At 49.3% G+C, this 23,764-nt stretch carries 20 protein-coding genes; 2 read left to right on the forward strand and 18 right to left on the reverse strand.

Features of this window, described 5'->3' with window-relative positions; genetic code table 11:
• Positions 1-7 precede the first annotated feature (7 nt).
• Together ACS18Q_RS07890 and ACS18Q_RS07895 are read right to left on the reverse strand one after the other, a co-directional pair.
• A complete protein-coding gene (locus ACS18Q_RS07890) occupies positions 8-1,891 on the reverse strand; it encodes a methyl-accepting chemotaxis protein (protein ID WP_004725693.1) in 1,884 nt (627 codons plus the stop codon).
• Between the two features lie 202 nt (positions 1,892-2,093).
• A complete protein-coding gene (locus ACS18Q_RS07895) occupies positions 2,094-3,671 on the reverse strand; it encodes a BCCT family transporter (protein WP_004725692.1) in 1,578 nt (525 codons plus the stop codon).
• Between the two features lie 380 nt (positions 3,672-4,051).
• Between ACS18Q_RS07895 and ACS18Q_RS07900 the strand changes: the two genes are divergently transcribed.
• Positions 4,052-4,528, forward strand: a complete 477-nt coding sequence (locus ACS18Q_RS07900) for a MarR family winged helix-turn-helix transcriptional regulator (protein WP_014204998.1) — start codon at positions 4,052-4,054, stop codon at positions 4,526-4,528.
• Positions 4,529-4,628: 100 nt separating this feature from the next.
• On the opposite strand, the gene ACS18Q_RS07905 is transcribed toward ACS18Q_RS07900, so the two are convergent.
• From ACS18Q_RS07905 to ACS18Q_RS07930, 6 genes are all read right to left on the reverse strand, one after another.
• Positions 4,629-5,267, reverse strand: a complete 639-nt coding sequence (locus ACS18Q_RS07905) for a response regulator (protein WP_014204997.1) — start codon at positions 5,265-5,267, stop codon at positions 4,629-4,631.
• Complete coding sequence (locus ACS18Q_RS07910) at positions 5,251-6,618, reverse strand: cache domain-containing protein (protein ID WP_004725687.1); 1,368 nt, start codon at positions 6,616-6,618, stop codon at positions 5,251-5,253. Before ACS18Q_RS07910 ends, ACS18Q_RS07905 begins: the two co-directional genes overlap by 17 nt.
• Positions 6,619-6,721: 103 nt before the next feature.
• Positions 6,722-8,005 carry a TRAP transporter large permease gene (locus ACS18Q_RS07915; RefSeq protein WP_014204996.1) on the reverse strand — a complete coding sequence of 428 codons (1,284 nt, stop codon included), beginning with the start codon at positions 8,003-8,005 and terminating at the stop codon, positions 6,722-6,724.
• A gap of 12 nt (positions 8,006-8,017) precedes the next feature.
• Positions 8,018-8,557: a TRAP transporter small permease subunit gene (locus ACS18Q_RS07920; protein ID WP_038151068.1), complete on the reverse strand. Its 540-nt coding sequence runs from the start codon at positions 8,555-8,557 to the stop codon at positions 8,018-8,020.
• Between the two features lie 104 nt (positions 8,558-8,661).
• A complete protein-coding gene (locus ACS18Q_RS07925) occupies positions 8,662-9,750 on the reverse strand; it encodes a TRAP transporter substrate-binding protein (RefSeq protein WP_014204994.1) in 1,089 nt (362 codons plus the stop codon).
• Positions 9,751-10,122: 372 nt separating this feature from the next.
• On the reverse strand, positions 10,123-10,512 hold the full coding sequence (locus tag ACS18Q_RS07930) for a hypothetical protein (protein ID WP_004725680.1): 390 nt from the start codon (positions 10,510-10,512) through the stop codon (positions 10,123-10,125).
• A 221-nt stretch (positions 10,513-10,733) separates the two neighbouring features.
• On the opposite strand from ACS18Q_RS07930, the gene ACS18Q_RS07935 reads away from it, so the two are divergent.
• A complete protein-coding gene (locus ACS18Q_RS07935) occupies positions 10,734-11,411 on the forward strand; it encodes a DUF2982 domain-containing protein (RefSeq protein ID WP_172562263.1) in 678 nt (225 codons plus the stop codon).
• On the opposite strand, the gene ACS18Q_RS07940 is transcribed toward ACS18Q_RS07935, so the two are convergent.
• From ACS18Q_RS07940 to gyrA, 10 genes are all read right to left on the reverse strand, one after another.
• The gene (locus tag ACS18Q_RS07940; protein ID WP_394624532.1) at positions 11,405-12,061 is read right to left on the reverse strand and encodes an MBL fold metallo-hydrolase; all 657 of its coding nucleotides are present in this window, start codon (positions 12,059-12,061) and stop codon (positions 11,405-11,407) included. The genes ACS18Q_RS07935 and ACS18Q_RS07940 overlap by 7 nt on opposite strands.
• Positions 12,062-12,124: 63 nt before the next feature.
• Positions 12,125-12,673 carry a DUF882 domain-containing protein gene (locus ACS18Q_RS07945; protein ID WP_014204992.1) on the reverse strand — a complete coding sequence of 183 codons (549 nt, stop codon included), beginning with the start codon at positions 12,671-12,673 and terminating at the stop codon, positions 12,125-12,127.
• A gap of 178 nt (positions 12,674-12,851) precedes the next feature.
• Positions 12,852-14,405: a L,D-transpeptidase family protein gene (locus tag ACS18Q_RS07950; RefSeq protein ID WP_441256887.1), complete on the reverse strand. Its 1,554-nt coding sequence runs from the start codon at positions 14,403-14,405 to the stop codon at positions 12,852-12,854.
• 114 nt (positions 14,406-14,519) lie between these two features.
• Positions 14,520-15,596: a DUF1513 domain-containing protein gene (locus tag ACS18Q_RS07955; protein WP_441256888.1), complete on the reverse strand. Its 1,077-nt coding sequence runs from the start codon at positions 15,594-15,596 to the stop codon at positions 14,520-14,522.
• Positions 15,586-16,611 carry an imelysin family protein gene (locus ACS18Q_RS07960; RefSeq protein WP_055466901.1) on the reverse strand — a complete coding sequence of 342 codons (1,026 nt, stop codon included), beginning with the start codon at positions 16,609-16,611 and terminating at the stop codon, positions 15,586-15,588. Before ACS18Q_RS07960 ends, ACS18Q_RS07955 begins: the two co-directional genes overlap by 11 nt.
• Before the next feature lie 8 nt (positions 16,612-16,619).
• A complete protein-coding gene (locus ACS18Q_RS07965; protein ID WP_441256889.1) occupies positions 16,620-18,002 on the reverse strand; it encodes a di-heme oxidoreductase family protein in 1,383 nt (460 codons plus the stop codon).
• Between the two features lie 123 nt (positions 18,003-18,125).
• Positions 18,126-19,385 (reverse strand): imelysin family protein, encoded by a 1,260-nt coding sequence (locus tag ACS18Q_RS07970; RefSeq protein ID WP_441256890.1) that lies wholly within the window; start codon positions 19,383-19,385, stop codon positions 18,126-18,128.
• A 154-nt stretch (positions 19,386-19,539) separates the two neighbouring features.
• Positions 19,540-20,187 (reverse strand): GTP cyclohydrolase II, encoded by a 648-nt coding sequence (ribA, locus tag ACS18Q_RS07975; protein ID WP_004725665.1) that lies wholly within the window; start codon positions 20,185-20,187, stop codon positions 19,540-19,542.
• Between the two features lie 171 nt (positions 20,188-20,358).
• The gene (locus tag ACS18Q_RS07980) at positions 20,359-20,538 is read right to left on the reverse strand and encodes a hypothetical protein (RefSeq protein ID WP_004725663.1); all 180 of its coding nucleotides are present in this window, start codon (positions 20,536-20,538) and stop codon (positions 20,359-20,361) included.
• 516 nt (positions 20,539-21,054) lie between these two features.
• On the reverse strand, positions 21,055-23,682 hold the full coding sequence (gene gyrA, locus ACS18Q_RS07985) for a DNA topoisomerase (ATP-hydrolyzing) subunit A (protein WP_154181223.1): 2,628 nt from the start codon (positions 23,680-23,682) through the stop codon (positions 21,055-21,057).
• Between the last annotated feature and the right edge of the window lie 82 nt (positions 23,683-23,764).

The raw sequence follows: 23,764 nt of genomic DNA on the forward strand, positions 1-23,764 counted from the left end.
TTCAACCTTACAGCTTGAAGCGACGAATTTCTTGTTCAAGTTCAAACGACAGCTGAGACAATTCAGCCGCTTGAGAAGCCGCTTCGTGCGCTTCTTGAGCCAGATCGTTTGACACATCACGGATGCCTTCAGTGTTACGCGTGATCTCAGAAGTGACCGATGCTTGTTCTTCAGCCGCCGATGCAATCTGAGTCGCCATATCACTGATGTTTTCAACGGCATTGTGAATCTGCGTCAGGCTTGCCGCTGCAGAGTTTGAATCATCCACACTGGTATCCGCTAGCATGCGGCTATCATTCATGATCCCGACAGCTTTAGACGTTGTGCCTTGCAGCGTCTCAATCATGGTTTGAATCTCTTTGGTTGAGGCATGCGTTCGTTGGCTCAGCACGCGAACTTCATCTGCAACCACCGCAAAGCCACGACCTTGATCGCCCGCACGCGCCGCTTCGATCGCCGCGTTCAGTGCCAACAAGTTGGTCTGCTCTGCGATATCCTGAATGGTCGATAAGATGGTGCTGATTTGATTGCCGTGCACTTCAAGCTCTTGAATCACACCCGTTGCAACTTGAACTTCTTGCGCCAAGGAGTGAATCGAGTTTTGAGTTTGAGAAACCTGCTTCGCGCCATGAACACAGGCGCTGACCGCTTCAGAAGAATTCTGCGCGGTGTTCTCTGAGTTGTTTGCAATCTCTTGCGTCGCCGCAGCCATTTCATTGATGGCGGTCGCCACCATGTTGATTTCGTCCTGCTGCATGCGAATCCGTGCGCTACGCTCTTCTGCGTGCGCCGCGGTCATTTGCGACTGAGACGATAGTGATTGAGAGACGTGGCTCAACTTCATCACCATGGCGTGCATGTTACCAACAAAGGTGTTGAAGTTGGTCGCCAGTTGGCCCACTTCGTCATCGCTACGTGGTTCAAGACGTTGCGTCAAATCACCCTCGCCCGATGCAATCTCAGCCAGTGCTTTCGACACGCGGCCCAAGTCGCGGAACAGGAAGCTCACCAACCAAGAAACAATCAGCACCACAATGATGGTGATGATGACCGCTGTCACCAACAGACCGGTCAACAATTGCATGTGCGATGCAAACTCAGTGTCTTTGTCCATCTGCACTGCAAATACCCAAGGGGTGTTCGGTACTTTCGTGAAGTAGAAAAACTCGTCATTGCCTTTACGCGTCAGCGTGATCAGTTGATGCGCAGCCGCGGCGTTTTCAATCGTGCCCATGGTCAGCGATTTAGAAAAACTGTTCACGGGTTTCAGCAGCAAATCCTTGTTGGGATGCGCCAGGAACGTGCCGTCTTGCGTGTCAATCAGCATCGCGTACGCGTTATCACCCGCATCGATACTCAACACGTCGTTGATCAACTGGTCGATCAAGACGTCTGCACCCACAACGCCCGCAAACTGGCCGTTTTGACGAACTGGTTCAGCAATAGTCACCAACAACGCATTGGTGATGGCATCTTTGTAAGCCGTGGTGATGATTTGTTTGCCCGCGCTGTTGGCATCTTTATACCAAGGACGCGTGCGAGGATCGTAGTCCGCGCGATTACGTTCAGGGTGTGAACGATACATCTCACCCTTTGGCGTACCAAAGAAGATGTCGTCAAAGCCGCCCGCTTTACGTGCTTGTTGGAGGAACGGAACAACATCGGATTGGTTCGTGTAATCATTGAACGCAGAGGAAATTTCTTTACGGATGCTAATCCAGTCAGAAATCCCTTTGGACGCTGTTTCAGAGATGGCCACAGCGCGGTCTAGGACACCACGACTGGTTTGTTCTTTCAATTGATCGGCAGACAACCACGTCAATGCACCAGCCATTACGACCACTGCAGACAGACTTGCGCCGATGAGTTTTTGTTTTAATGTCAGTTTCATCGCAATTTCTTGTAAGAATTCGGAACAATTCGTGTCAGATATTAGCTACATTTTGTTGTCGTTGCACGCATTAAGTAAAAATCCGTTCACAATCGATTAAGTGTTTGCTTTCACAGATATTTAACCCGTCAAAAGGCTGACAGACGTCAATTTATAAACCAAAAAAAAGCCGGCCTAAGCCGACTTTTGATTCATTCGATGATTAACGTTCAAACCGCTCGGTTCGCATTCCCAAGATGAGGCTGACACACATCAGCAGCAGTACGATGGTAAACGGTAACGCGGTTGAAATGGCGCCAGCTTGCAGCGCTTGAACCGCTTCTGTTCCCCCGATCCACAAGAGCGCAATCGCAATCGCACCTTCCATCAATGCCCAGAAGATACGTTGTAGAACAGGCGCATCCAACTTACCCCCTGCGGTAATGCTGTCGATCACCAATGAACCCGAGTCTGATGAGGTAATAAAGAACACCAGAACCAGTACCACGGCAATCACAGACAAAATGGTGCCGTAAGGCAGCACATCAAACATTTGGAACATCGCCAGCGAAACATCCGTTAGGCCTTTCGTGCCCAGCTCACCCACTTGATTCACTACTTGATCCACAGCCAAGCCACCAAAGACTGACATCCAGATCAGTGTCACAGCGGTGGGGACCAGTAGCACTGCGGTAATGAATTCACGCACTGTACGGCCTTTCGAAACACGCGCAATGAACATGCCCACAAATGGCGACCATGAAATCCACCAAGCCCAGTAGAATACCGTCCAACCTTGGAACCACGCTTCGTCGGTACGACCATGTGGGTTACTCAATGGAATGATATTTTCAATGTAAGCCATCAGTGTGGTTGGAATTGAAGCGAACGTGACTGCATAACCAATCAACGCCACCAGAATCAGCAGTAAGAATGCCACCACCATGTTGATGTTAGAGATCACTTTGACCCCGCCATCAATGCCGCGAATAACCGAAAACGTCGCCAACAGTGTAACGCCGATGATAACGATCACTTGAAGGCCAATGCCCGCATCAATACCAAAGACGTGATGAATACCACTCGCCGCTTGCTGAGCCCCTAAGCCCAACGATGTCGCAAGGCCAAACAAGGTCGCCAGCACGGCTAAAATATCCACAATGTGCCCCGCCCAACCCCATGCGCGATCACCTAGGATTGGATAGAAAATCGAACGAATCGATAGTGGCAAGCCTTTGTTGTAGCAGAAAAATGCCAACGACAAAGCCACGACGCCGTAAATGGCCCAAGGGTGAAGCCCCCAGTGGAACATGGTCGCGCCCAGCGCTAATTTTGCCGCTTCTGGCGAATTGGCTTCCACGCCCAATGGCGTTTCATACCAACCGGTAAAGTAAGCGACCGGTTCTGCCACACTCCAAAACATCAAGCCGATACCCATACCGGCAGCAAACAACATCGACAGCCATGAAATGAATGAGTGATCGGCCACTGCGTCTTGGCCACCTAAGCGAATCTTACCGTAGGGTGACACCACCAGCGCCAAACAGAAAATCACAAAAATGTTACCGGACCAGATAAACAGCCAGTCAAACGAGCCAATGATTTTCCACTTAATGCCATCCAGCGCAGTTTTCGCCGTGTCTGCATCGACCACCAAAGTGGCGAGCAAAAACAGCATAATCAAACCTGCACTGATACCGAATACAGGGTTGTGAACGTCAAACCCCCACTTTTGGACATTGTCCTGCCCGACGGTGTAATCGGTACTGTCGATACTGTACTTATCGATACCTTTCGTCATTTGTCCTCTCTTTTATTGATTCCAGATTGAACTCTATAGCCATGACAACGAAATAAATTCAGTTTCAAACCAGTAAATATATTTCGTACTCATAACTATCAAGCACGCTCAAAGTTGACCTACATTTTACATATCAAGTGGTAAAGATCTACTCAAAGGCGAATTTATGTCCTAATTTTCATTAAAAACACTAACGAACGTTTATATATTAAACAAATATAGTATCTAATTAATTCGTACACAAAACATTTCACATCATCCAACATGCCACAAAATAGCGTCAAATCGTCGATAAAAAAGTATGAAGTCAACACTTTTCATCCGTCTTCAAGTGATGTATCGTCGCGCCTAAATTCTCCTCTACGTTGTGGATGACCATTGTGGAAAAACATGAAGAAGTACTGGTCGCAATTCGCCAGATCATCCGAGCCATTGACCTACACTCTAAGAAGCTTAGCAAAAGCGCCGGATTAACCGGGCCTCAATTAATTCTGATGCGTTCAATTCAGGATTTGGGGGAAGTGACGATCCGTGAGCTCTCAAAGCACACGAACATGAGTCAGGCGACTGCAACAACGATTCTTGATCGCCTTGAGCGCAACGGCTACGTCCAACGTATTCGTAGCAGTACTGACAAACGCAAAGTGCACGCACACCTGACTGAGCCGGGCCGCAAGTTGCTGGCTGAAGCACCTCAGCCTCTGCAAGAAGATTTCGTCGAACGTTTCCATCAGTTGGAAGATTGGGAACAGTCACTGCTCCTCTCTTCGGTGCAGCGATTATCAGCCATGATGAATGCCGAGAAGATTGATGTGGCACCGATGCTGGAAATTGGCAGCATCACCAAGCCTGAATAAACGGCGCAGCAACACCATTCCCTTGCGGACATAGAAAAGGTTGGGCTATCCCAACCTTTTTTCGTTTCGGCTCACGACCAGCGCATTCACAATCAGCGGCTTATTCCAACAAGCCTCGCTGACTCGCATAGTGTGCAAGCTCAGCAGTCGAATGAATATCGAGCTTGTGTTTAATATTTTGGCGATGCGTTTCCACCGTGCGATAACTGATGTTCAGCAAGGAAGCGATTTTCTTACTGCTGTGACCTTGTGCGACCAGCTTCAGCACGGCTTCTTCGCGGCGACTGAGCGGGTTTGGTTTCTGCGCCGAGGGGATCACCTCCTGCGTAAACAGCGTTTGCGTGACGGACTCGCAAAAATAGGTCGAGCCTAAATTGACCGTTTTGATGGCCTGCACCATGTTTTCGGCTGAAATTTCCTTGAGCATGTACCCCACCGCCCCCGCCTGCATGACTTTCATGATGTATTCCCGATTGTCATGCATGGTCAGCATCAACACTTTGGCATTGGGTACCTCTTCTTTGATCAACCGCGTCGCATCAATGCCATTCATAATGGGCATGCTGACGTCCATCAAAATGACATCCGGACGATGCTGCTTGACCACGTCAATCGCTTCCAAGCCATTGCTGGCTGTCGCAATGACCTCGATTTCCGGCTCCATTTCCAACCGGGCCATAAACCCTTCCAGGACCACTCGGTGATCGTCGACGATCACCACACTAATTGGCTTTTCCATACACTAATCCATCCAGATTCAACAGCACGGTGATTTCAGTCCCAAATCCTGGTTCGCTCATCAGCTCCAGTTCACCGCCTAAAAATTCGACTCGCTCTCTCATATTGCGCAGCCCGATACCGCGTTTGACGCGTGCGTCTTTGATTGAAAAGCCCACACCGTCGTCACGAATCATCAATTGCAGCAGACCGCCCATTTGTTGAATCATCACACTGACTTGCTTGGCATGCGCGTGTTTCTCAATATTGTTCAGCGACTCTTGTACGACCCGATACAGCGTCGTCGCCACATCAGACTGCAGCCGCGTGCTTGGCAGTGTGTCAAAATGGGTGTCGGCCAAAATGCCGGAGTGCGACTGAAAATCCTCCAGTAGCGTGACGATTGCCGCTTGTAAACCAATGTCATCCAGCGCACTGGGGCGCAAATTGTGGGAAATTCGTCTCACCTCGTTGATCGCCGTGATCAGCGACTGCTGCGCTTTGTCCACGTGCCCCGAGAGCGTGTCGTCTTTCAGCTTATGACCTAACAGCTCCAAATGACATTTACTCGACACCAACAACTGATTGATGCCATCGTGCAGCTCTCGCGCCAGATGTTTCTTCTCATCTTCCTGAAACATCACCGTTTTATGGGCTAATTCTTTGAGGTTTTTATCCGCAAGGCGGTGCTCATGCAGATTAATCGCCAGCGTTAGGACGATGATCACCGCAACGGTCACCGCCAGAATCACCATCACTGAAAAGAAGGTCGTGTCGATGTTTTTGTTGATCGTCGCCTGCATTGCCGCGACTTCCTGACTGACATCTTCGATATACAAGCCGGTGCCAACCATCCAGCCCCATTTGTCTAACCATTCCACGTAACTGAGTTTCGGCACCACTTCACCAGAAGAGGGTTTCTGCCACAAATATTGATGGAAACCACCACCGGATTGCGCCTGAAACAGTAACGCTTCAATCAGATAATCACCTTCGCGATCTTGCAGTTTCAGCAAGTCTCGGCCAATGAGTTCAGGTTGTGTGGGGTGAACCAAATTGATGCCTTTCGCATCATAGGCAAAGAAATAACCGTCAGAGCCGTAACGCAGCTTGGTGAGGACTTTTTTGACTTTTGATTTCGCTTCATCATCGGAAAGGTTGGGATCGTTATAGACGAGTGCAATGGCATCCAACGCCATATCCACACTGTCTTTGAGTGCCGTTTCGCGAGCTTTGATCAGATTGGCGCGAAAGATTTCCACTTCGCGTTCCCCCAAGCTTTTGGCTTGATGGATGGATATCCAGCTGATACTGGCCGTCACCAACAGCAGCGGCAACAAGGTCAGCAGGATCAATTTGACTTTAAGAGGCATTCCTTTCCCCATAAAAAACAGCTTACTGAACATCAGTAAGCTGTTTTACTGTAGCAAGTTGTCAGCAGACTAAGAAACGCGAAGTCAACAACCTCGAATTCGATCACATTCCATAGAAACCCGGGAATACCAAGAGTGACGCCAGCACCAGAATCTGAATGGTGATGAATGGCATCACGCCGCGATACACGTCCATCGTGGTCACCGATTTCGGCGCAACCCCTTTGAGATAGAACAAGCTAAACCCAAAAGGCGGCGTCAGGAACGACGTTTGTAAGTTCATCGCCACCAAAATCGCAAACCACGTCATGTCGATGTCCAACAAACTGGCGACTGGCGCAATGATGGGCACAATGATGAAACAGATTTCAACGAAATCGATGAAGAAGCCCAAGATCAGAATCACAACCATGGTGACGATTAAAAAGCCCCATTTATCGCCCGGAATGCTGAGCATCCACTCTTCCACCAGCAAATCACCCCCGGTGTAGGTGAACGCCATGGAAAACGCCGTCGCACCCAGCAAAATCGCAAACACCATCGCCGTGACTTTCACGGTTTCTTTCGATGCATCGTACACCATTCGCCAACTGAACTGACGATAGGCGATTGCCAGCAGCAACGCGCCTGCGCCGCCCAGCGCCGCCGATTCAGTGGGCGTCGCCACACCAGCAAAAATCGAACCCAACACCACGATGATCAGCGCCAAGGGTGGAATCACCGCTTTCAAAGCCTGCACCACTTCTTGAGAGCGGCTCATACTGTCATCGCGTTCAATCGGCTGCGCCGCCATCGGGTTGAGTTTGGCATAAATCAGAATGTAGAGAATGTACGCGCCAACCAAGACTAATCCCGGCCACAGGGCGGCTTGGAATAAGTCGCCCACGGGCACGCCGAGTACATCCCCCAACAAAATCAACACGATGGACGGCGGAATAATTTGTCCTAAGGTGCCTGAAGCACAAATGGTGCCGCATGCTAACCCTTTGTCGTAGTTGTATTTAAGCATCACCGGCAGCGAAATCAGCCCCATTGCCACCACCGAGGCACCAACCACGCCTGTCGACGCCGCTAAGAGCGCGCCTACTAAGACGGTCGAAATCGCAATACCGCCACGCACGCCGCCAAACAAACGTCCCATGGATTCGAGTAGTTGCTCCGCCAGTTTGGTCTTTTGTAGCACCAAGCCCATGAACACAAACAGCGGCACGGCCATCATGACCGTATTTTCCATAATGGATTGAATGCGATATGGCATGAAGGCAAACATCTCGATCCCTTCCGCCCACACACCAAAAATTAACGCAATGCCGCCAAACGTAAAGGCGACAGGAAACCCTAATAGCAGCGCAAACAACGCCACAAAAAACATCACAATACCGATCATCGCGTCATCCTTTTACTTCGAATCATGGAGGTCTGAATGCATCAGACGTGGATTCACTACTTTGTTGACGGAATGCAGCAACAGCCCCAATCCACTCACCGCCATAAAGAAAAATGACAACGAAATCACCGATTTGATCAGCCAGCGATGCGGCAAGCCGCCCGGATCGCCCGACATCTCGCCCAGTTCAAAACTCTCTTTGGCGAAATCAATCCCGAAATACATCACGAGCAGACAAAACGGCAGGAGGAAAATCAACGTGCCGACGACATCGACCATCGCTTGCGCTTTATAAGACAGACGTTCATAAATGATGTCGACGCGCACATGGCCGCCCGCTTTAATGGTGTATGGAATGCCCAACAAAAACACCGCTGCAAACAGGTGCCATTCAAGCTCCTGAAAAGCAATCGACACATCGTTGAAGACATAACGCATGACGACGTCATAAACCACGTTGGCCACCAGCAAAATAAACAGCACACTGGCGACCCAACCCCAGAAATCACTGATGCGATTGATCAACCTTTCGATATAAATGAGACTTCTCATTCCTCACTCCCTGGAAAACGGAAAAGTGCTCCGCGTAACGCACGCGTTCGCGGAGCTTGTCGTTATAGTTTTTAATCTGTGCGCGGGATTGGCTCCCAGCGGTCTTACTGTTCGCTATTGAGATAAGCGCGCGTTGAAATATCCGTCCACGCACGAACCTGTTTCATGTAGCTCGCTTGAGATTCCTGAATCTCTTTGGCTTGTGGGTCTGCCGCTGCATGTTCTGCCAGCAGACGATCATTTGCAGCACGGAGCGCGTCAATCACTGCCGGTGGGAAAGTTTTCACTTTCACGTTTGGATATTCAGTGGTGATCGATGCCCAGTTCTTGCCACTTTCATGAACTGACTGGGTATACATGTCGTATGCAGCCGTGCGCATTGCCACACGCAGAATCTCTTGTAGATCCGCTGGCAGACGCTCCCAAGTACGCTTATTCACCAAAAATTGCAGCTCGGTCGCTGGCTCATGCCAACCGGTGTAGTAATACGGTGCGATTTTGTGGAAGCCCATACGCAGGTCAAGTGACGGGCCAACCCATTCCAGCGCATCAATGGTGCGACGTTCCAGCGAGGTATACAGTTCACCTGGTGCGATGTTGGTCGGTTTAGCGCCCACTTCAGCCAGCACTTCTCCCGCAAACCCCGGAATACGCATCTTCAGCCCTTTCAGGTCGTCGACGGTGTTGATCTCTTTTTGGAACCAGCCGCCCATCTGCACGTCTGTGTTCCCGCCGGGGAAAGACAGCATATTGTGCGGCTCATACACTTTCTCCATCAGTTCCATACCACCACCGTAGTAGAACCATGCGTACTGTTCTGGCGGCGTCATCCCGAAAGGCATCGAAGTGAAGTAAAGTGTGTTTGGAACTTTGCCTTTCCAGTAATAAGAGGCCGAATGGCCCATGTCGTACTGACCCGATTTCACCATGTCAAACACGCCCAGCGGCGCTTTGTGTTTGTTGGCAGAATCAATGCGGATTTGCAGGCGGCCGTTTGACATTTTTTCCGCCATTTCAGCCATGTTTTTTGTTGCGTCGCCGAAAATGGGAAAGTTTGGCCCCCACGTTTCCGCCAGTTTCAAACGGTAGACTTTCTCCGCAGCGCTTGCAGAGGCAGAAAACAGAGCGAAGCATGTCGCAACCGCCGCGAGGCCGGTGACAACACGTTTTACAGATTGATGAATCAGACTCATTATTCACGTCCTTTTGTTATTGTTCCTCAGCTCATGCGAGCCAATGGGTTCGTTGTCACTGTGGAAGAACTTAACGCAAGAGGAAATGAGCGTGATTACGCATTCCGATAACATCGAAAACAGCGCATACCACCAAGGTCGTAGGTAGAACTACGTAGCTAGTTCGCTAAAACTAATGATAATTAGTTGATTAAATAAGATTTAATGAAGAGAAGGTTGAATTGAATAGGATAGAAATACGTAGTTGTTTTTCACCACGTACTTGATACAGAAAGTGATCAAAACTGTGATGAACGACGAATCGCGCCCAACAAAAAGCCTCGGCTAAACCGAGGCTTTTTGCGTACAAACTGTCGTTATCGGCAAGGACACTTAGTTCGCTTTGTAGATAACTTTGTTGCCTGCCAGTTGCTCTTTCACCACAAGATTTTCATCCAGCAGTTTTTTCAGAGCGCCGGTGGCCCAAGAAGCAGCTTTTGCATCTTCTTGACCAGCAGCCAGACCAATCGACTTAGGATTGATGCCTTCTGCATTCGCAACAACGATATCCAGTACCTGTTGCTGCTTTGGAGTTAACGCTACGTCTACTTTTGTCGCTGCTGCAACTTTTTCTGCGACAGGTTTCACGGCCGCTTTCTTTTCAACAACAGGCTTCGCAGTTACAGGCTTTGCTGTTTTAGGCGCTTGAGCCAGATTCGCTACAATCGCTTTAATGCGTTTTTGCAGTTTAGCCTGCACGTTACGCTTATGAGCAAGTCTCATCGAGTATGTCTCCATTTCACTGCACAAGGCGCAGTGGTGAAAATTTGAAGCGCGTTTTATAACAAAATTCGAGTGCCTTTTGTAGGGTGTTGGTCAAGATCGAGGGCAAAAACACGCTTTTCTGTTATGGATGACTACAATTTAACCATGAGGTAAAGTGATCACTTGCCGCACCACTGGGTATAAATACAGAGAAATTTCAGACCATTGTAGCGAGCTGTATGCAAACTGTTCATTTATCAAATCATCACTTCGACCTGAACTCCCCTTACGCCAAAGTCGTGGGTTTTGTCGCGATCGTCGCCACGCTGTTTCTGGTCATTTTGTCACCAAGCTGGCCGCAAGCGCTGATTTCCCTCTTGGCGATGACAACGTTATGCGGTTTGGGGTATTGGCTCATTCGCAAAAGCTGGGTGGGTTACACACTCACGCCGACCCATTTTCAGCAACATCTGTTTCATGGCGGTTGGGTGGTGAAATGGAATAATATCAGCCGCATCGGCATTTGCAGTTATGAGCAGGAAGGCTGGTATCAGCCCTTGCCTTGGATTGGGATCAAGCTAAAGCAATACGAACCTTATCTCGATGGCATTTGTCCGCGCATCGCAACCGAAATTCTGCTGAGTCAACGCGCGCTGCTTTATCTCGGCGCACGGCAGAAAAATCAAGAATCCGCATTTGAAGACATGGTGTTAGACGCTGAGCCTTATTGCGAACGCCACCAAGGCAAAGTGTATAAAGGGTTGATGGCCATGCTGGCCAACCGAATGCGTTATCAGCGCCAATACTATGATTATGATGTGTTTATTTCGGCCAGCGATCTCGACCGCAGTCCTGAGGAGTTTGTTGGATTGGCTCGGCGCTATCTTGCCGCGGCCGAGCCGGAACTGAATCAGTAAAGCGGCATTTCATCCGCAACAAACGGATTGCTTGCACGCTCTCGACCAAAGGTCGACGTTGGGCCGTGACCCGGAATGAACGTCACATCGTTCCCCAACGGCCATAGTTTGGTTTTAATCGACGTAACTAGGGTATTGAAGTCACCCCGAGGGAAATCGGTACGACCAATGGCACCATTAAACAGCACGTCACCCACAAAGGCTAAGCGCGCTTCGTCGCTAAACAGTACCACGTGACCCGGTGTGTGCCCTGGTGTGTGCAACACATTCAGCGTCTGATGACCAAACGTGATGGTATCGCCCTCGTCTAGCCACGCCGTCGGTTCAAACGCCTCGGTCAACGGAAACCCAAACATCTGGCTCTGGCCTTCCAAACCTTGCAACCAGAAGTTATCGTCTTTATGGGGGCCAATGATATCAATGCCACCAAGCAACGCGGCCAGCGGTTCTGTGCCACCGACGTGATCCAAGTGACCATGTGTGAGCACCAGTTTGACCACGTTCACACCCAGCTCATCAATCATCATTTTCAGTTGTTTCACGTCACCGCCCGGATCCACCACGATACCGTCCATGGTTTCATCACACCAGACGATCGAGCAGTTTTGCGCAAACGGCGTTACGGGAACAATTTGATATTTTAAAGACATGCTAAACCTTGTTCGAACAACGAATTTGCTCGAACTATGACACTCTCATTCTGATTTGACAAGCTAGGCACCACGCCACTGGCGAACGGGGCCAGTATCGATGTGAACAAACTGACTCTTGGGATAGTAACCCACGCCGCCCGCTTTTAAGCTCAACGCCGCTTCATGAATTTGTTTGAGCGACACACCATCCAAACGGAAATCGATGGCCTGCCCTAACATGTGAAAGCTCTTCTTTGCCACGCCAGATGACTTCCCGCGTAGCATTTCGTTCGTGGCCGGTGAACGGTAACCGGAAATGATCTGCACTTCAGCTTCGGTGCCCAACACCGCCTGAATGCGCGAAATCTGATCAAACAGCTTTTTATCCATTTGATGGACTTCATTCTGACGAAAGTCACGACAGATATGATTCAAACGTTGTAATTCAGAACGTACATAACGCTGACCATTAAAATAACAGGTTTCTAATGTTTCACCGGTATGGAGGTTGTTCATGGCTAAAACACGAGGTTTATCGGGATACGAGGCATGGGCAATCCCCGGGACACAAGTCGCAACCACCAAACCAGAACCAGCAAACTTTAGAAAATCTCGACGTGACAGACTCAAAACAGCACCTTTAACTACGGAATTCGATCTTAACAATCCGGCAAACTACCGGACTCCTCCGCGAAGATCAAATGCATAATTTGTGCTAATTCGGTCACATTTTACCGGCTAAATAGCTTACTATTTGACCAGTAAAGGAATTTTCCTTGTGTAATATTTTAGTAAATTTTGAACTACATCACCCACGGTTGGATTTGATTCGGTCCAAGCGATAAATGTCGTCCCGATAATGCACTTCCCCCCCTTCGTACCATACCGTTTGATAAATGATGTGCACGGGAATGCGCTTCTTCAGCGGAATGGCGCGATTGGCTGCGTCAGGGTTGGGAATCAATTCACTGTGCTTGATACCCTGCGTCTCCAACAACGTGGTGGCAAACTGATCAGCGTGCTCCACCCGAATACAACCGGAGCTGAACGCGCGTGTTGGGTGATTAAACAGATGTTTACTGGGTGTATCGTGTAAATAAATCGCCCGTTTATTCGGCGTGTTGAATTTATACAGACCCAATGCATTTTGATTGCCAGCCTGTTGCCGCATGCGGTAAGGAAAGGTTTTCGGATTGACGTTTTGCCAATCAATCAACGCGGGATCAAGCGTTTGGTCTGATTTCCAGCTCTCGATGATATCGATGTGATGACGGCTTAAGTAGGAAGCATCACGCTTGGTCATCGGCAGAATATCTTCCACCATGATTTTGTGCGGTACATTCCACGTCGGGTTCAGAATCAAAGAATCCAACTTGGTCGACATAACGGGTGTCGGGCGTGTGACACGTCCAACGACGACTTTGGATTCAAACACAGGCTTGCCCGAGTACCAATATTTGAGATTATACCCTGGGACATTAACGACAATCACCGTGTCATCCTGAGTGCTCCAAAGCCGCATCCGCTCCGCGTTTAACGCCAAGAGAGCCAAACGCTCAGGAACTTTCATATTGAGCCACTTCAGCGTATCAGGGCCGATGATGCCATCCACCTTCAAGCCATGCATTTTTTGAAACTGTTTGACCGGTTCCACCAGCGAGTTGTCATACCACGTGACATTGTCACTGATTCCAGCCACATCAATGTTGACCAAAGAGAGTCGCTGGATCAGCGTGCGCCGATCTTCCAATTTATCGCCCGGTCTCTTCAAGCGAGCCTGAACGTGCACTGGCAGCATTTGTGGCTCAATCTGACTCAAATAGCGATAGGCGCTCACCAACTGACGATAGGCCGCATCTTGCGGTGTATACTCATCAATTAAATCCGTGATGCCATGAATTCCCACCGCGATATGCAGCGCCAGCCTCGCCTGTTCACTGGGCAAGGGTAACGGATGGTTGAGATTGCCTTCAAAAAACCAAGTCATCCCCTCTTGCGGCGCTCGCTCGGCATAACTGAGATAGAGCAATAACGTGTCGGTGGCGAGCAAGTCATATTCAAACCATTCGCCCGCTTCTCGATACTGAACCAAGGCGTGGTATTGGCGTTCAAACAAAGGGCTGATGTTGGCGCGACGAATCATATCCAGCTGTTGCTCGAAATGCTGCATCGTGAGCATATCCGTCCAGATGAGTTGGTCATTATTTTCGTGGTAAAGGCGTTCAAGTTGTTGCGGGTATTGCAGTAAAGGCGTGACCGACGAGCGGCTGTCGACCCAGCCAAGATTGGCAAAGTAAGGTGAGGAAGCCGAAGGAAAACTAAAGAAAATCAATAATAAAACAACAAATGAACAACGCTTCATATCACAATGCCCAAATCACTCGCCAATACATCAAGTATGGCAAAAGAAATGGGCATATGTTAGTTCATCAATGTGTCAGAAATGTGCTTTCGCTTGAGGCGATCACGAATTGCGTTAGAGAATCGCCGACCAGTGGTTGTCCCACTGCACATTGGTCACCGTTTGTTGGGCTGGTTGCGGATATTCACTGGTCACGACCAAGGCCGAACCGGAGCTGACCTGAAAACGGTCGCCATGAACCACGACACCGGACGCATCTGGCAATGCCGACAGCTCAACCAATTCACGCGTCTCTTTTGACCAAATGCCGTAACAGTTGCCCACAGGCGACGTTGCCAGAATCCATTGGTCCGTCGCCGCAATGCTCGCGATGTAATGGTTAAACCGCGCCCACTGTTCCGGCTCCGCCAACAGCGGAATCATGTCACCGCCTCGAGTATGCATCGCGACCAACGATGGGTAATCATCGGGTTGACCGCGATATTGCTGACCACACAGCACCGTCTCGCTCCCATCATGCGCCAAATGACGAATGCTGAGATGATGGTCCGGCAAGGATACCTGATCAAGAATCACGCCTTCCGCAGACAAATAAGTCAGGCTTGGTTTCATGGTGGCAATGTTAAGCGGTTCACGACCGTTGGTATGAACACCGCCCACACCAATCACCAAGGTATCATCCGGCATCACAATCACTTCATGTGGGCCAATACCAAAACCGGTCAATTCTGCCACTTTCTGATAGTGATGCGCGACATCATACACACCAATGATGCCTCGGCTGGTGCCTCGCTCCCCTTCGGTCGCAAACAACCATTGTCCATCGTTTGAGTACACGCCGTGACCATAATAGTGACGATTGTCATCTGCTGGGCGTAGTTGCATCATCGCTTGGGTCTGATAATCAAACACCATCAAGAACTCACCCGGCCGGCGACCAAACGCCACGGCTTGAGTCAGTGTCGGGTGAATCGCCACACCATGACCGCGCCCAGGCAGCGGCAATTGCTGAATGGCTTGACCTTGGCTGTTGGCAATGACCGCACTGAACTGATTGCGATTTTTAATCGCGCAACCAATCAGCGCAGGCGTTTGGTTAGGCTGGCTCGCGCAGCCAAAGGGCATCATCGGCGCACAGGCGCCAAACAATGCCGCTTTCAATAGCGAGCGACGCGTTTGATCAGTCACCATCGCTAGAGTTAAACCCGATTACCACACCCAACGCCACAGCCACTTCTTCATGCAGCAGGTATTTCAGTTGATCCAACTTGTTGTACTGGGACAACGCGTCGCGGTAGCCTTCTTTGGTTTGCAGCATATCAAACAAGCTTGGTTCCGCAGGCCAAGTGTCAACCAGATTGGCGTATTGAGTTTTCACGCGATCAGCCAGTTCAACCAGATTCCGCTCACGAAGTTGCCCATCCAGACTTGCCAAATAAAGCGCCTGCATCGCTTCTACGTTTGCTTTCAGGTTCAGCATGGACGTTTTCGAACGCCAAGATTCCGAGAAATAGGGACGCGGTTTGCCAACATTGGCCAGTGGGCGTGTCATTTTCGACATCGCATGTTCCAACTGATTCGATAGCAGCGCTATGTATTCCGATTCCCACGTTGCGACGTCCATCGATTTCCAAGGGTTCTGCTGCCACGCTTGCGCAATCACATCGGCTTTATTGGCCAAGTTTTGGCTAATCCCCAGCGCCGATTGGCACGCCGATTTCGGTGCCGATGTCAGCGGAGATGTCGCATCGTACAGCAACCATTCCAACGCACCCAACCCTTGCACGGTCACACTCTGCTGCGCAATTTGCTCAGCACTCCATGCGCGGTCTTGATGCACTAACGCAGCCATCTTGCGACCGGTGGTGTTCTTTTTATCTGGCCAGAATTGTACATTCCAGCTCTGTTCCAGTGCCGCAGCCGGGCCACGCTCCTGCCCTTGCAGCGCCATCCATGCCGTCATGGTTTGATGCCACTGCGTTTTCAACGTATCCGTATCCAGATCGGCCTGTTCACAATAACGGCCAAACGCCTGAGCCAATTGGTCCGCCTCTGTTTTAAAGCGTTCCGCGGATTGATATTCCAGCACGTACACCGGCTGGCTGACATGTTGCGTCTGCTCGGCTTTGGAATCTGGCATCCCTGTACTTTGACAAGCAGACAAAACCAGCGCGAGTGCCACTGGTGTCATTGATTTAAACGTCATTCTCACACCTATAAAGAATTCAAAAATGCGATCAGCGCTTCACGCTGTTGTTGATCAAATTGCAGCACACGATCACGCGACACTTTCGCTTCGCCGCCATGCCACAACACCGCTTCCATTACATTTCGCGCACGTCCGTCATGCAGATAATAGGTATGTCCGTTGACTTCCTGCGTATACCCGATGCCCCACAGCGGTGGCGTTCGCCACTCTTGTGCACTTGCCAATGCTTCTGGTCGGCCATCGCTCAGCCCTTCGCCCATATCATGCAACAGTAGATCCGTATAGGGATGGATCGTCTGCTCTGACAGCGCGGGAAGGTGCGCGCGTTTGGCCGTCACCACCTGCGTTTTGTGGCATGCCACACAGCCGCTGTCATGAAACAACTGTTCACCTTTCATGACTTGTGGATCATCAAGATTCCGTCGTACCGGCACCGCCAAATGTTGCGAGTAAAACTCAACGAAATCGAGAATATTATCGCTCACTTCCGGCGTACCGCCGTTGGGCAAACTGTCGCACAGTGTTTGCTTCGTTGTACAGTTTTCGTGTGGAAACAACCGACTGGTTAAACCAATGTCACCATTAAATGCCGCCGCATTTTGTTGCATCAACGAAGGTTGACCGGCTTTCCAGCCAAATCGACCGATGACGGTTTTCTCGGCTTGAACGTCCCATACGCGGTTCAGTTTGCCAGAAATCCCATCGCGGTTGAGATCGTGTTCGTCTGCCCACTCAAGCAGTGTCGATTCCGGAATACTTTCAAGCAATCCCAAACCAATCATGGGTGGCGCCACACGCGCAGACAACTGCGTATCTGCATGCAGCGGACCATACGCTAATTCAACAATAGACACATTCGGCTTTCTAAGCATCACCGGCGTTCCATCAGCAAAGTGCACCGCCACGTCATCGTAGGTGATGTGGATCTGCCCTTCCGGCTTTTTACCCGGCAAGGCAAAATCTTGCAGTTGAGCGCCATACGTTGGCTCGGGCACCACGCCCTCTTTTTCATACAGCGCGTGGTCTTCAGGTGATGTGGCGGGAATGCTCATGCGCACCAGCATAGAGACCGCTTGCGTGTCGTTTTCTTCTGGAGGATGACCCCGACCATCTTTGATGTGGCAGTTTTGACACCCGTTGGTATTAAACAGCGGGCCAAGGCCATCACGGGCTTCCGTTGACGACGGCGCTGCGACCCAAGGATTGCGAAAGAAACTGTTGCCGACACTGAAATCGAGGCGCTTTGACAGCGGTAAGTTGGAGGCAGGCATTGAATACGCATTCTGCCCTGATTTGGTGGTGCTAGTACCACCGCCAGATTTGGGTTCACCCGCCAGCGCGGATGCCGACATCAATCCAAGAAGGAGCGCGGAGTAATACAACTTCATTCCATTCTTCTCGTGTAATAAAAAGCAAGAAACCCAATCGCCATACATGACAAAAATACGCTCTTTGACACGCTGAGGATTGGGTAAAAAGAGCCCTGCGACGAGGGCTCCTACGATCGATTTTTAGAATTCGTGATCCGCAGTATCTGGGTTCAGGTTATCGATACCAATCACGTTTGCAGCACGTTCAATTGAAGCCGTCTGCACCACCAAAGCCATGATAGCTTTGTTCACCAGCGCGTTACCCGCTTTGTTGTCTGCCGCAATCAGTTGGTCGAAATGCTGATTGTTTTTCTCTGCCGAATTCACCAGCTCACCCACTTGAGCGCGCGCCGCATCGAATTGCTTCATGATTTCTTTCGCAGCGACGTCATCTTTCTGTGCAACCAAATCGTAAATCGAAGCACCCGTTAGCGTTGAGCCATCTGCACGCGTGTACGTACCGGTGTAGATGTTGTAGATGCCTTGCTCGTCATAGAAGTGAGAGTTGTGCGTGTTGTCTGAGAAACAATCGTGCTCATCTTCAGTAGAGTTCGCTTCCAGAGCCACTTTCATGCGCTCACCAGCCAGTTCACCCAATGACAGCGACCCCATGCCAAACAGCATTTTACGCAAGCCATTCGTTGATGAATCCGCCAACAGCGCTTCACGGTAATTGCCTTTCTCTTTTTCAGACCACTGCTTTTCCATCCACTCAAGATCTTGCACCAACAGTTGTGCAGATGCTTTCAGGTATTGAGCGCGGCGATCACAATTGCCATGCGTACAAGCATCACCTTGAGCATAGTCGGTGTATGGGCGTTCACCCGCACCCGCTTGAGTGCCGTGCAAATCTTGGCCCCAAAGCAGGAATTCAATGGCGTGATATCCGGACGCAACGTTAGCCTCAGAACCACCGACCTCATTCAGGCTTGCAATCAGCTCCGGTGTAATTTTAGAAGCATCGATGGTGGTCGCACCAATGGTGATCGACGCGTTGCCGACGATGTTTGCGCTCGCGCCTTCATTACCCAATTCATATTGGTAATCGTCGGACACGTAATCAATCAGGCCTTCATCGAGTGGCCATGCATTCAATTGGCCTTCCCAATCATCAACGACCACGTTACCAAAACGGAAAACTTCAGACTGTTGGTAAGGAACGCGTGCAGCAATCCATGCTTGTTTCACTTGCTGAAGTTTGGCTTCAGAAGGTGCAGCAAGGAACGAATCGATTGATTTCTCAAGATTCTTTGCCGTGGTGAGCGAGTCAGAAAAGACAGCGTGCGCGATATCGGCGTAATGAGCGACCACCTGATCCTGGGTGACAGCGGCAAAACTAGCACTGCTGGCCAGTGCCAGAGATGCTGCGATAGATTGGACTAAAAGTGACTTAACTTTCATTTAAGCATCCTTGTTGAGCATGATTCATTGCTAGTGCTAATTATTATCATTTGCACTTTTAGCCGCGATAATACAAATTTACATTTTTTTTGCAAGCTGTAACGAAAAAAACCTCACCGAAGTGAGGCTTTTATCAACGATTAGCGAAAATTGCTCAGAGTTTGAGCTGATGTTTACCGTGCGCCACTTTAGCTTTCAAGTAGTTCTCGTTGCCTGACTTGATGTGTGCGGCAGTGTGGACGACTTCCACGATCTCGATCCCATACTCTTTCAGTTCACGAATTTTTTTCGGGTTATTCGTCACTAAGCGAATTTTATTGACGTTCAGTGCGTTCAGCATCTGAGCGGCTTCAGCAAAATCGCGAAGATCATCGCTAAAACCAAGATGATTGTTGGCTTGATACGTATCCATGCCCTGACTTTGTAGTCGGTAAGCATCAATCTTATTGTAAAGGCCAATACCACGACCTTCTTGACGCAGATACAAAATGATCCCGCCATGTTCGCCCATTTTCGCGATCGTTTCTTCGAGTTGCTCACCACAATCACAACGCGATGAATGGAATACATCGCCAGTGAGACATTCAGAGTGCATGCGCACGAGTGGAACTTCTTGGGTTTTATCTGCTGACTTGAAAATGACGGCAACGTGCTCTTTATCGGTCTTCAATCCTCTGAAAGACAGGATTTCTGCATCAATATTACTTTTCGCACCTACTTTTAAATCAACTCTGGCTCTTACTTCCGCCATATCTGCACTCACCTGATTCATTACTGGATGCATGCTGGTTATTGTATGCATTCTTATACCTTACTTGTGACTTTACTATGGGGTCTGATACCCCACTTTTCAACGAAAAGATCACAAAACTACTATAAATGTTATATTATAACAATTTGAAATTTGCGCAACAAAAAACCCAGCCTCTTTACGAGTAAACTGGGTTTGCAAAAATTCAGCGTGTTCAGAGCATTAGTGACTTTGGGTTTTCTTCCATACGGCCAATTCAACCCACAATTGTTCTAGCTCTTTCAACTCTTCTGGCGTGAGGATAGACAACGTTGGTTTCGACTGCGGCAGCGTGCACGACTGCAGCGCGCTAATTTGCGCGTAAAAGTCTTTTTTCAACTGTGTAATCACTGAATAGTCCACTGCCTTTTCCTGCTGATTATTATTTGCACTGAGGAAATAATAACATTTTCTCTTTGTCAGTGTTGTGTAAATTTAAATATTGGAATAATCGTCACATTATTTCCGCTAAAGTTAAAAAGAACGCAAATAAAACTCGCCGATCCGTTCACTTATATTTGATCAACAATTCAACGATCGTTTTATTATATATCGACGTAGCATTGCCGTTATTTTATGCACCTAACGTGGAAACCGACAGGCCAAAAAATGATGATAACCTACTCTTTATAAAGGAAAATTGTCACTAAAATAGAACAACATCACCCAACGTTTATTCTCAAATTAAAGCGGCATAGCGGTGTGATCGAAGAACAAAATTGATGATCGTCAATTTTAACAGCGGCATTTTTAAATAATGTTCACCAGCTATATTAAAACCGTTTTATTAACCCAGTGTGCGACTCAACTATTTAATTGCCTTTCTTGAGGATACAAAAAAGCCGGGCTAATTTGCCCGGCTTTTTAATTTGTGAAGCGTTACGCTTCAGAATCACCTTCTGTTGGCGCTTCTGGTGCTTCCGCCGCGTCAACGTTTTCCGTCATCTCTGAACCTTCTTCTCCTTCAAGAAGTTCGGACTCTTCAATTTCTTCAATACGTTGCAGACCAACCACTTGTTCGTCTTCAGAGGTACGAATGAGCGTCACACCCTGGGTGTTACGACCCACTTGACTCACCTCTGCCACACGAGTACGTACCAGTGTGCCCGCATTGGTGATCATCATGAATTCGTCGCCTTCGTCCGCTTGAACGGCACCGACAACTCGGCCATTACGCTCAGAGACTTTAATCGAGACTACACCCTGTGTTGCACGGCTCTTCGCTGGGTATTCCGCCAGAACAGTACGTTTACCGTAACCATTTTCAGTCACAGTCAGGATATCGCCATCAGTCTTCGGTACGATCAGTGAAACCACTTGGTCGCCTTCCATTAGCTTCATACCGCGAACACCTGACGCAGTACGGCCCATGGCACGAACTTGATCTTCGTTGAAGCGAACCACTTTACCTGATTTCGAGAACAGCATGATTTCGCTGTCGCCGTTGGTGATATCGACACCAATCAGAGAATCGTCGTCACGCAGGTTCACGGCGATAAGGCCGTTCGAACGTACGTTGGAGAACTGATCCAAAGAAGTTTTCTTCACTGTACCATCGCCCGTTGCCATGAAGATGAACTTATCATCGCTAAATTCTGTCACTGGCAGAATTGCAGTGATGCGTTCGTTATCTTCCAACGGCAGCAAGTTGACGATTGGCTTACCACGCGCGGTGCGGCTTGCCAGCGGCAATTGATACACTTTCATGCGGTAGGTCTTACCGCGAGTCGAGAAGCACAGGATGTTGTCGTGCGTATTCGCAACCAGAAGACGTTCAATGTAGTCTTCATCTTTCATGCGAGTCGCACTCTTACCCTTACCACCACGACGCTGAGCTTCGTAGTCGCTCAGTAACTGGTATTTCACGTAACCTTCGTGAGACAACGTGACCACCACGTCTTCACGCGCGATCAGTTCTTCCAGATCAATGTCATGGCTTGCTGCGGTGATTTCAGTGCGACGCGCGTCACCGTAACCATCACGCACAGCTTGCAGTTCTTCGCGGATCACTTCCATCAGACGTTCTGTGCTAGCCAGAATGTGCATCAGTTCAGCGATCTCTTCCAGAAGCTGTTTGTATTCGTCAAGAATCTTCTCGTGTTCCAGACCGGTCAGTTTGTGTAGACGCAGATCCAGAATCGCTTGCGCTTGCTGTTCAGTCAGGAAGTACTGGCCGTCACGAATACCGTATTGCGGCTCAAGCCACTCAGGACGTGCTGCATCGGTACCCGCGCGCTCAAGCATCGCCGCAACGTTACCCAAAGCCCAACCACGTGCAACCAAACCTGCTTTCGCTTCAGCAGGCGTCGATGCTTTACGGATCAAGTCGATGATGTCGTCGATGTTGGCCAGCGCCAGTGCCAAACCTTCAAGGATATGTGCACGTTCACGCGCTTTACGCAGTTCAAAAATGGTACGACGTGTCACCACTTCACGGCGGTGATCGACGAAACATTTCAGCATATCTTTCAGGTTAAACAGTTTCGGCTGACCATTGTCCAGCGCGACCATGTTGATACCGAAAGTGGTTTGTAGCTGAGTGTTCGCGTAGAGGTTGTTCAGAACCACTTCGCCAACCGCGTCACGCTTACATTCAATCACAATACGCATACCGTCTTTATCTGACTCGTCGCGCAGTGCACTGATGCCTTCTACTTTCTTGTCTTTCACCAGTTCCGCGATTTTCTCGATCAGGCGAGCTTTGTTCACCTGATAAGGAATTTCGGTCACGATGATGGTTTCTTTACCGTGCTTATCCGCCTCAATTTCAGCTTTTGAGCGCATGTAAATTTTGCCGCGGCCGGTTTTGTATGCATCAACGATGCCTTTGCGGCCACTGATCAATGCTGCCGTTGGGAAATCCGGGCCCGGAATGTAATCCATCAACTCATCAATGGTGATGCTTTCGTTGTCAATGAATGCCAAGCAACCATCAATCACTTCCGTCAAGTTATGCGGTGGGATGTTGGTTGCCATACCTACTGCGATACCAGAGGCACCGTTAACCAGCAAGTTAGGAATTTTGGTCGGAAGAACCGCAGGGATCTGTTCAGTACCATCATAGTTTGGTACGTAATCCACGGTTTCTTTATCAAGGTCTGCCAGCAACTCATGGGCAATTTTTGCCATACGTACTTCGGTGTAACGCATTGCCGCCGCTGAGTCACCATCGATCGAGCCGAAGTTACCTTGGCCATCGACCAACATGTAGCGAAGTGAGAACGGCTGCGCCATACGTACAATTGTATCGTATACCGCGCTATCACCGTGCGGGTGATATTTACCGATAACGTCACCAACCACACGGGCAGATTTTTTATATGCTTTGTTCCAATCGTTCCCCAGAACGTTCATCGCGAACAAAACGCGACGGTGAACTGGTTTTAGGCCATCACGCACATCTGGAAGAGCACGACCGACGATAACTGACATCGCGTAGTCTAGGTATGAACCTCGAAGCTCATCTTCAATGTTTACGGGCGTGATCTCTTTAGCTAGATCGCTCATAGAGCCATTATCCCTCTATAGTTTGATCGGTATATCCAGACAACATTCAGCGCATGCCAATCTCAGCATGAAACATTGAATG

Origin of the sequence: Vibrio sp. Vf1514 (genome assembly GCF_052076135.1) — a bacterium.
Taxonomy (GTDB): Bacteria; Pseudomonadota; Gammaproteobacteria; order Enterobacterales; family Vibrionaceae; genus Vibrio; species Vibrio furnissii.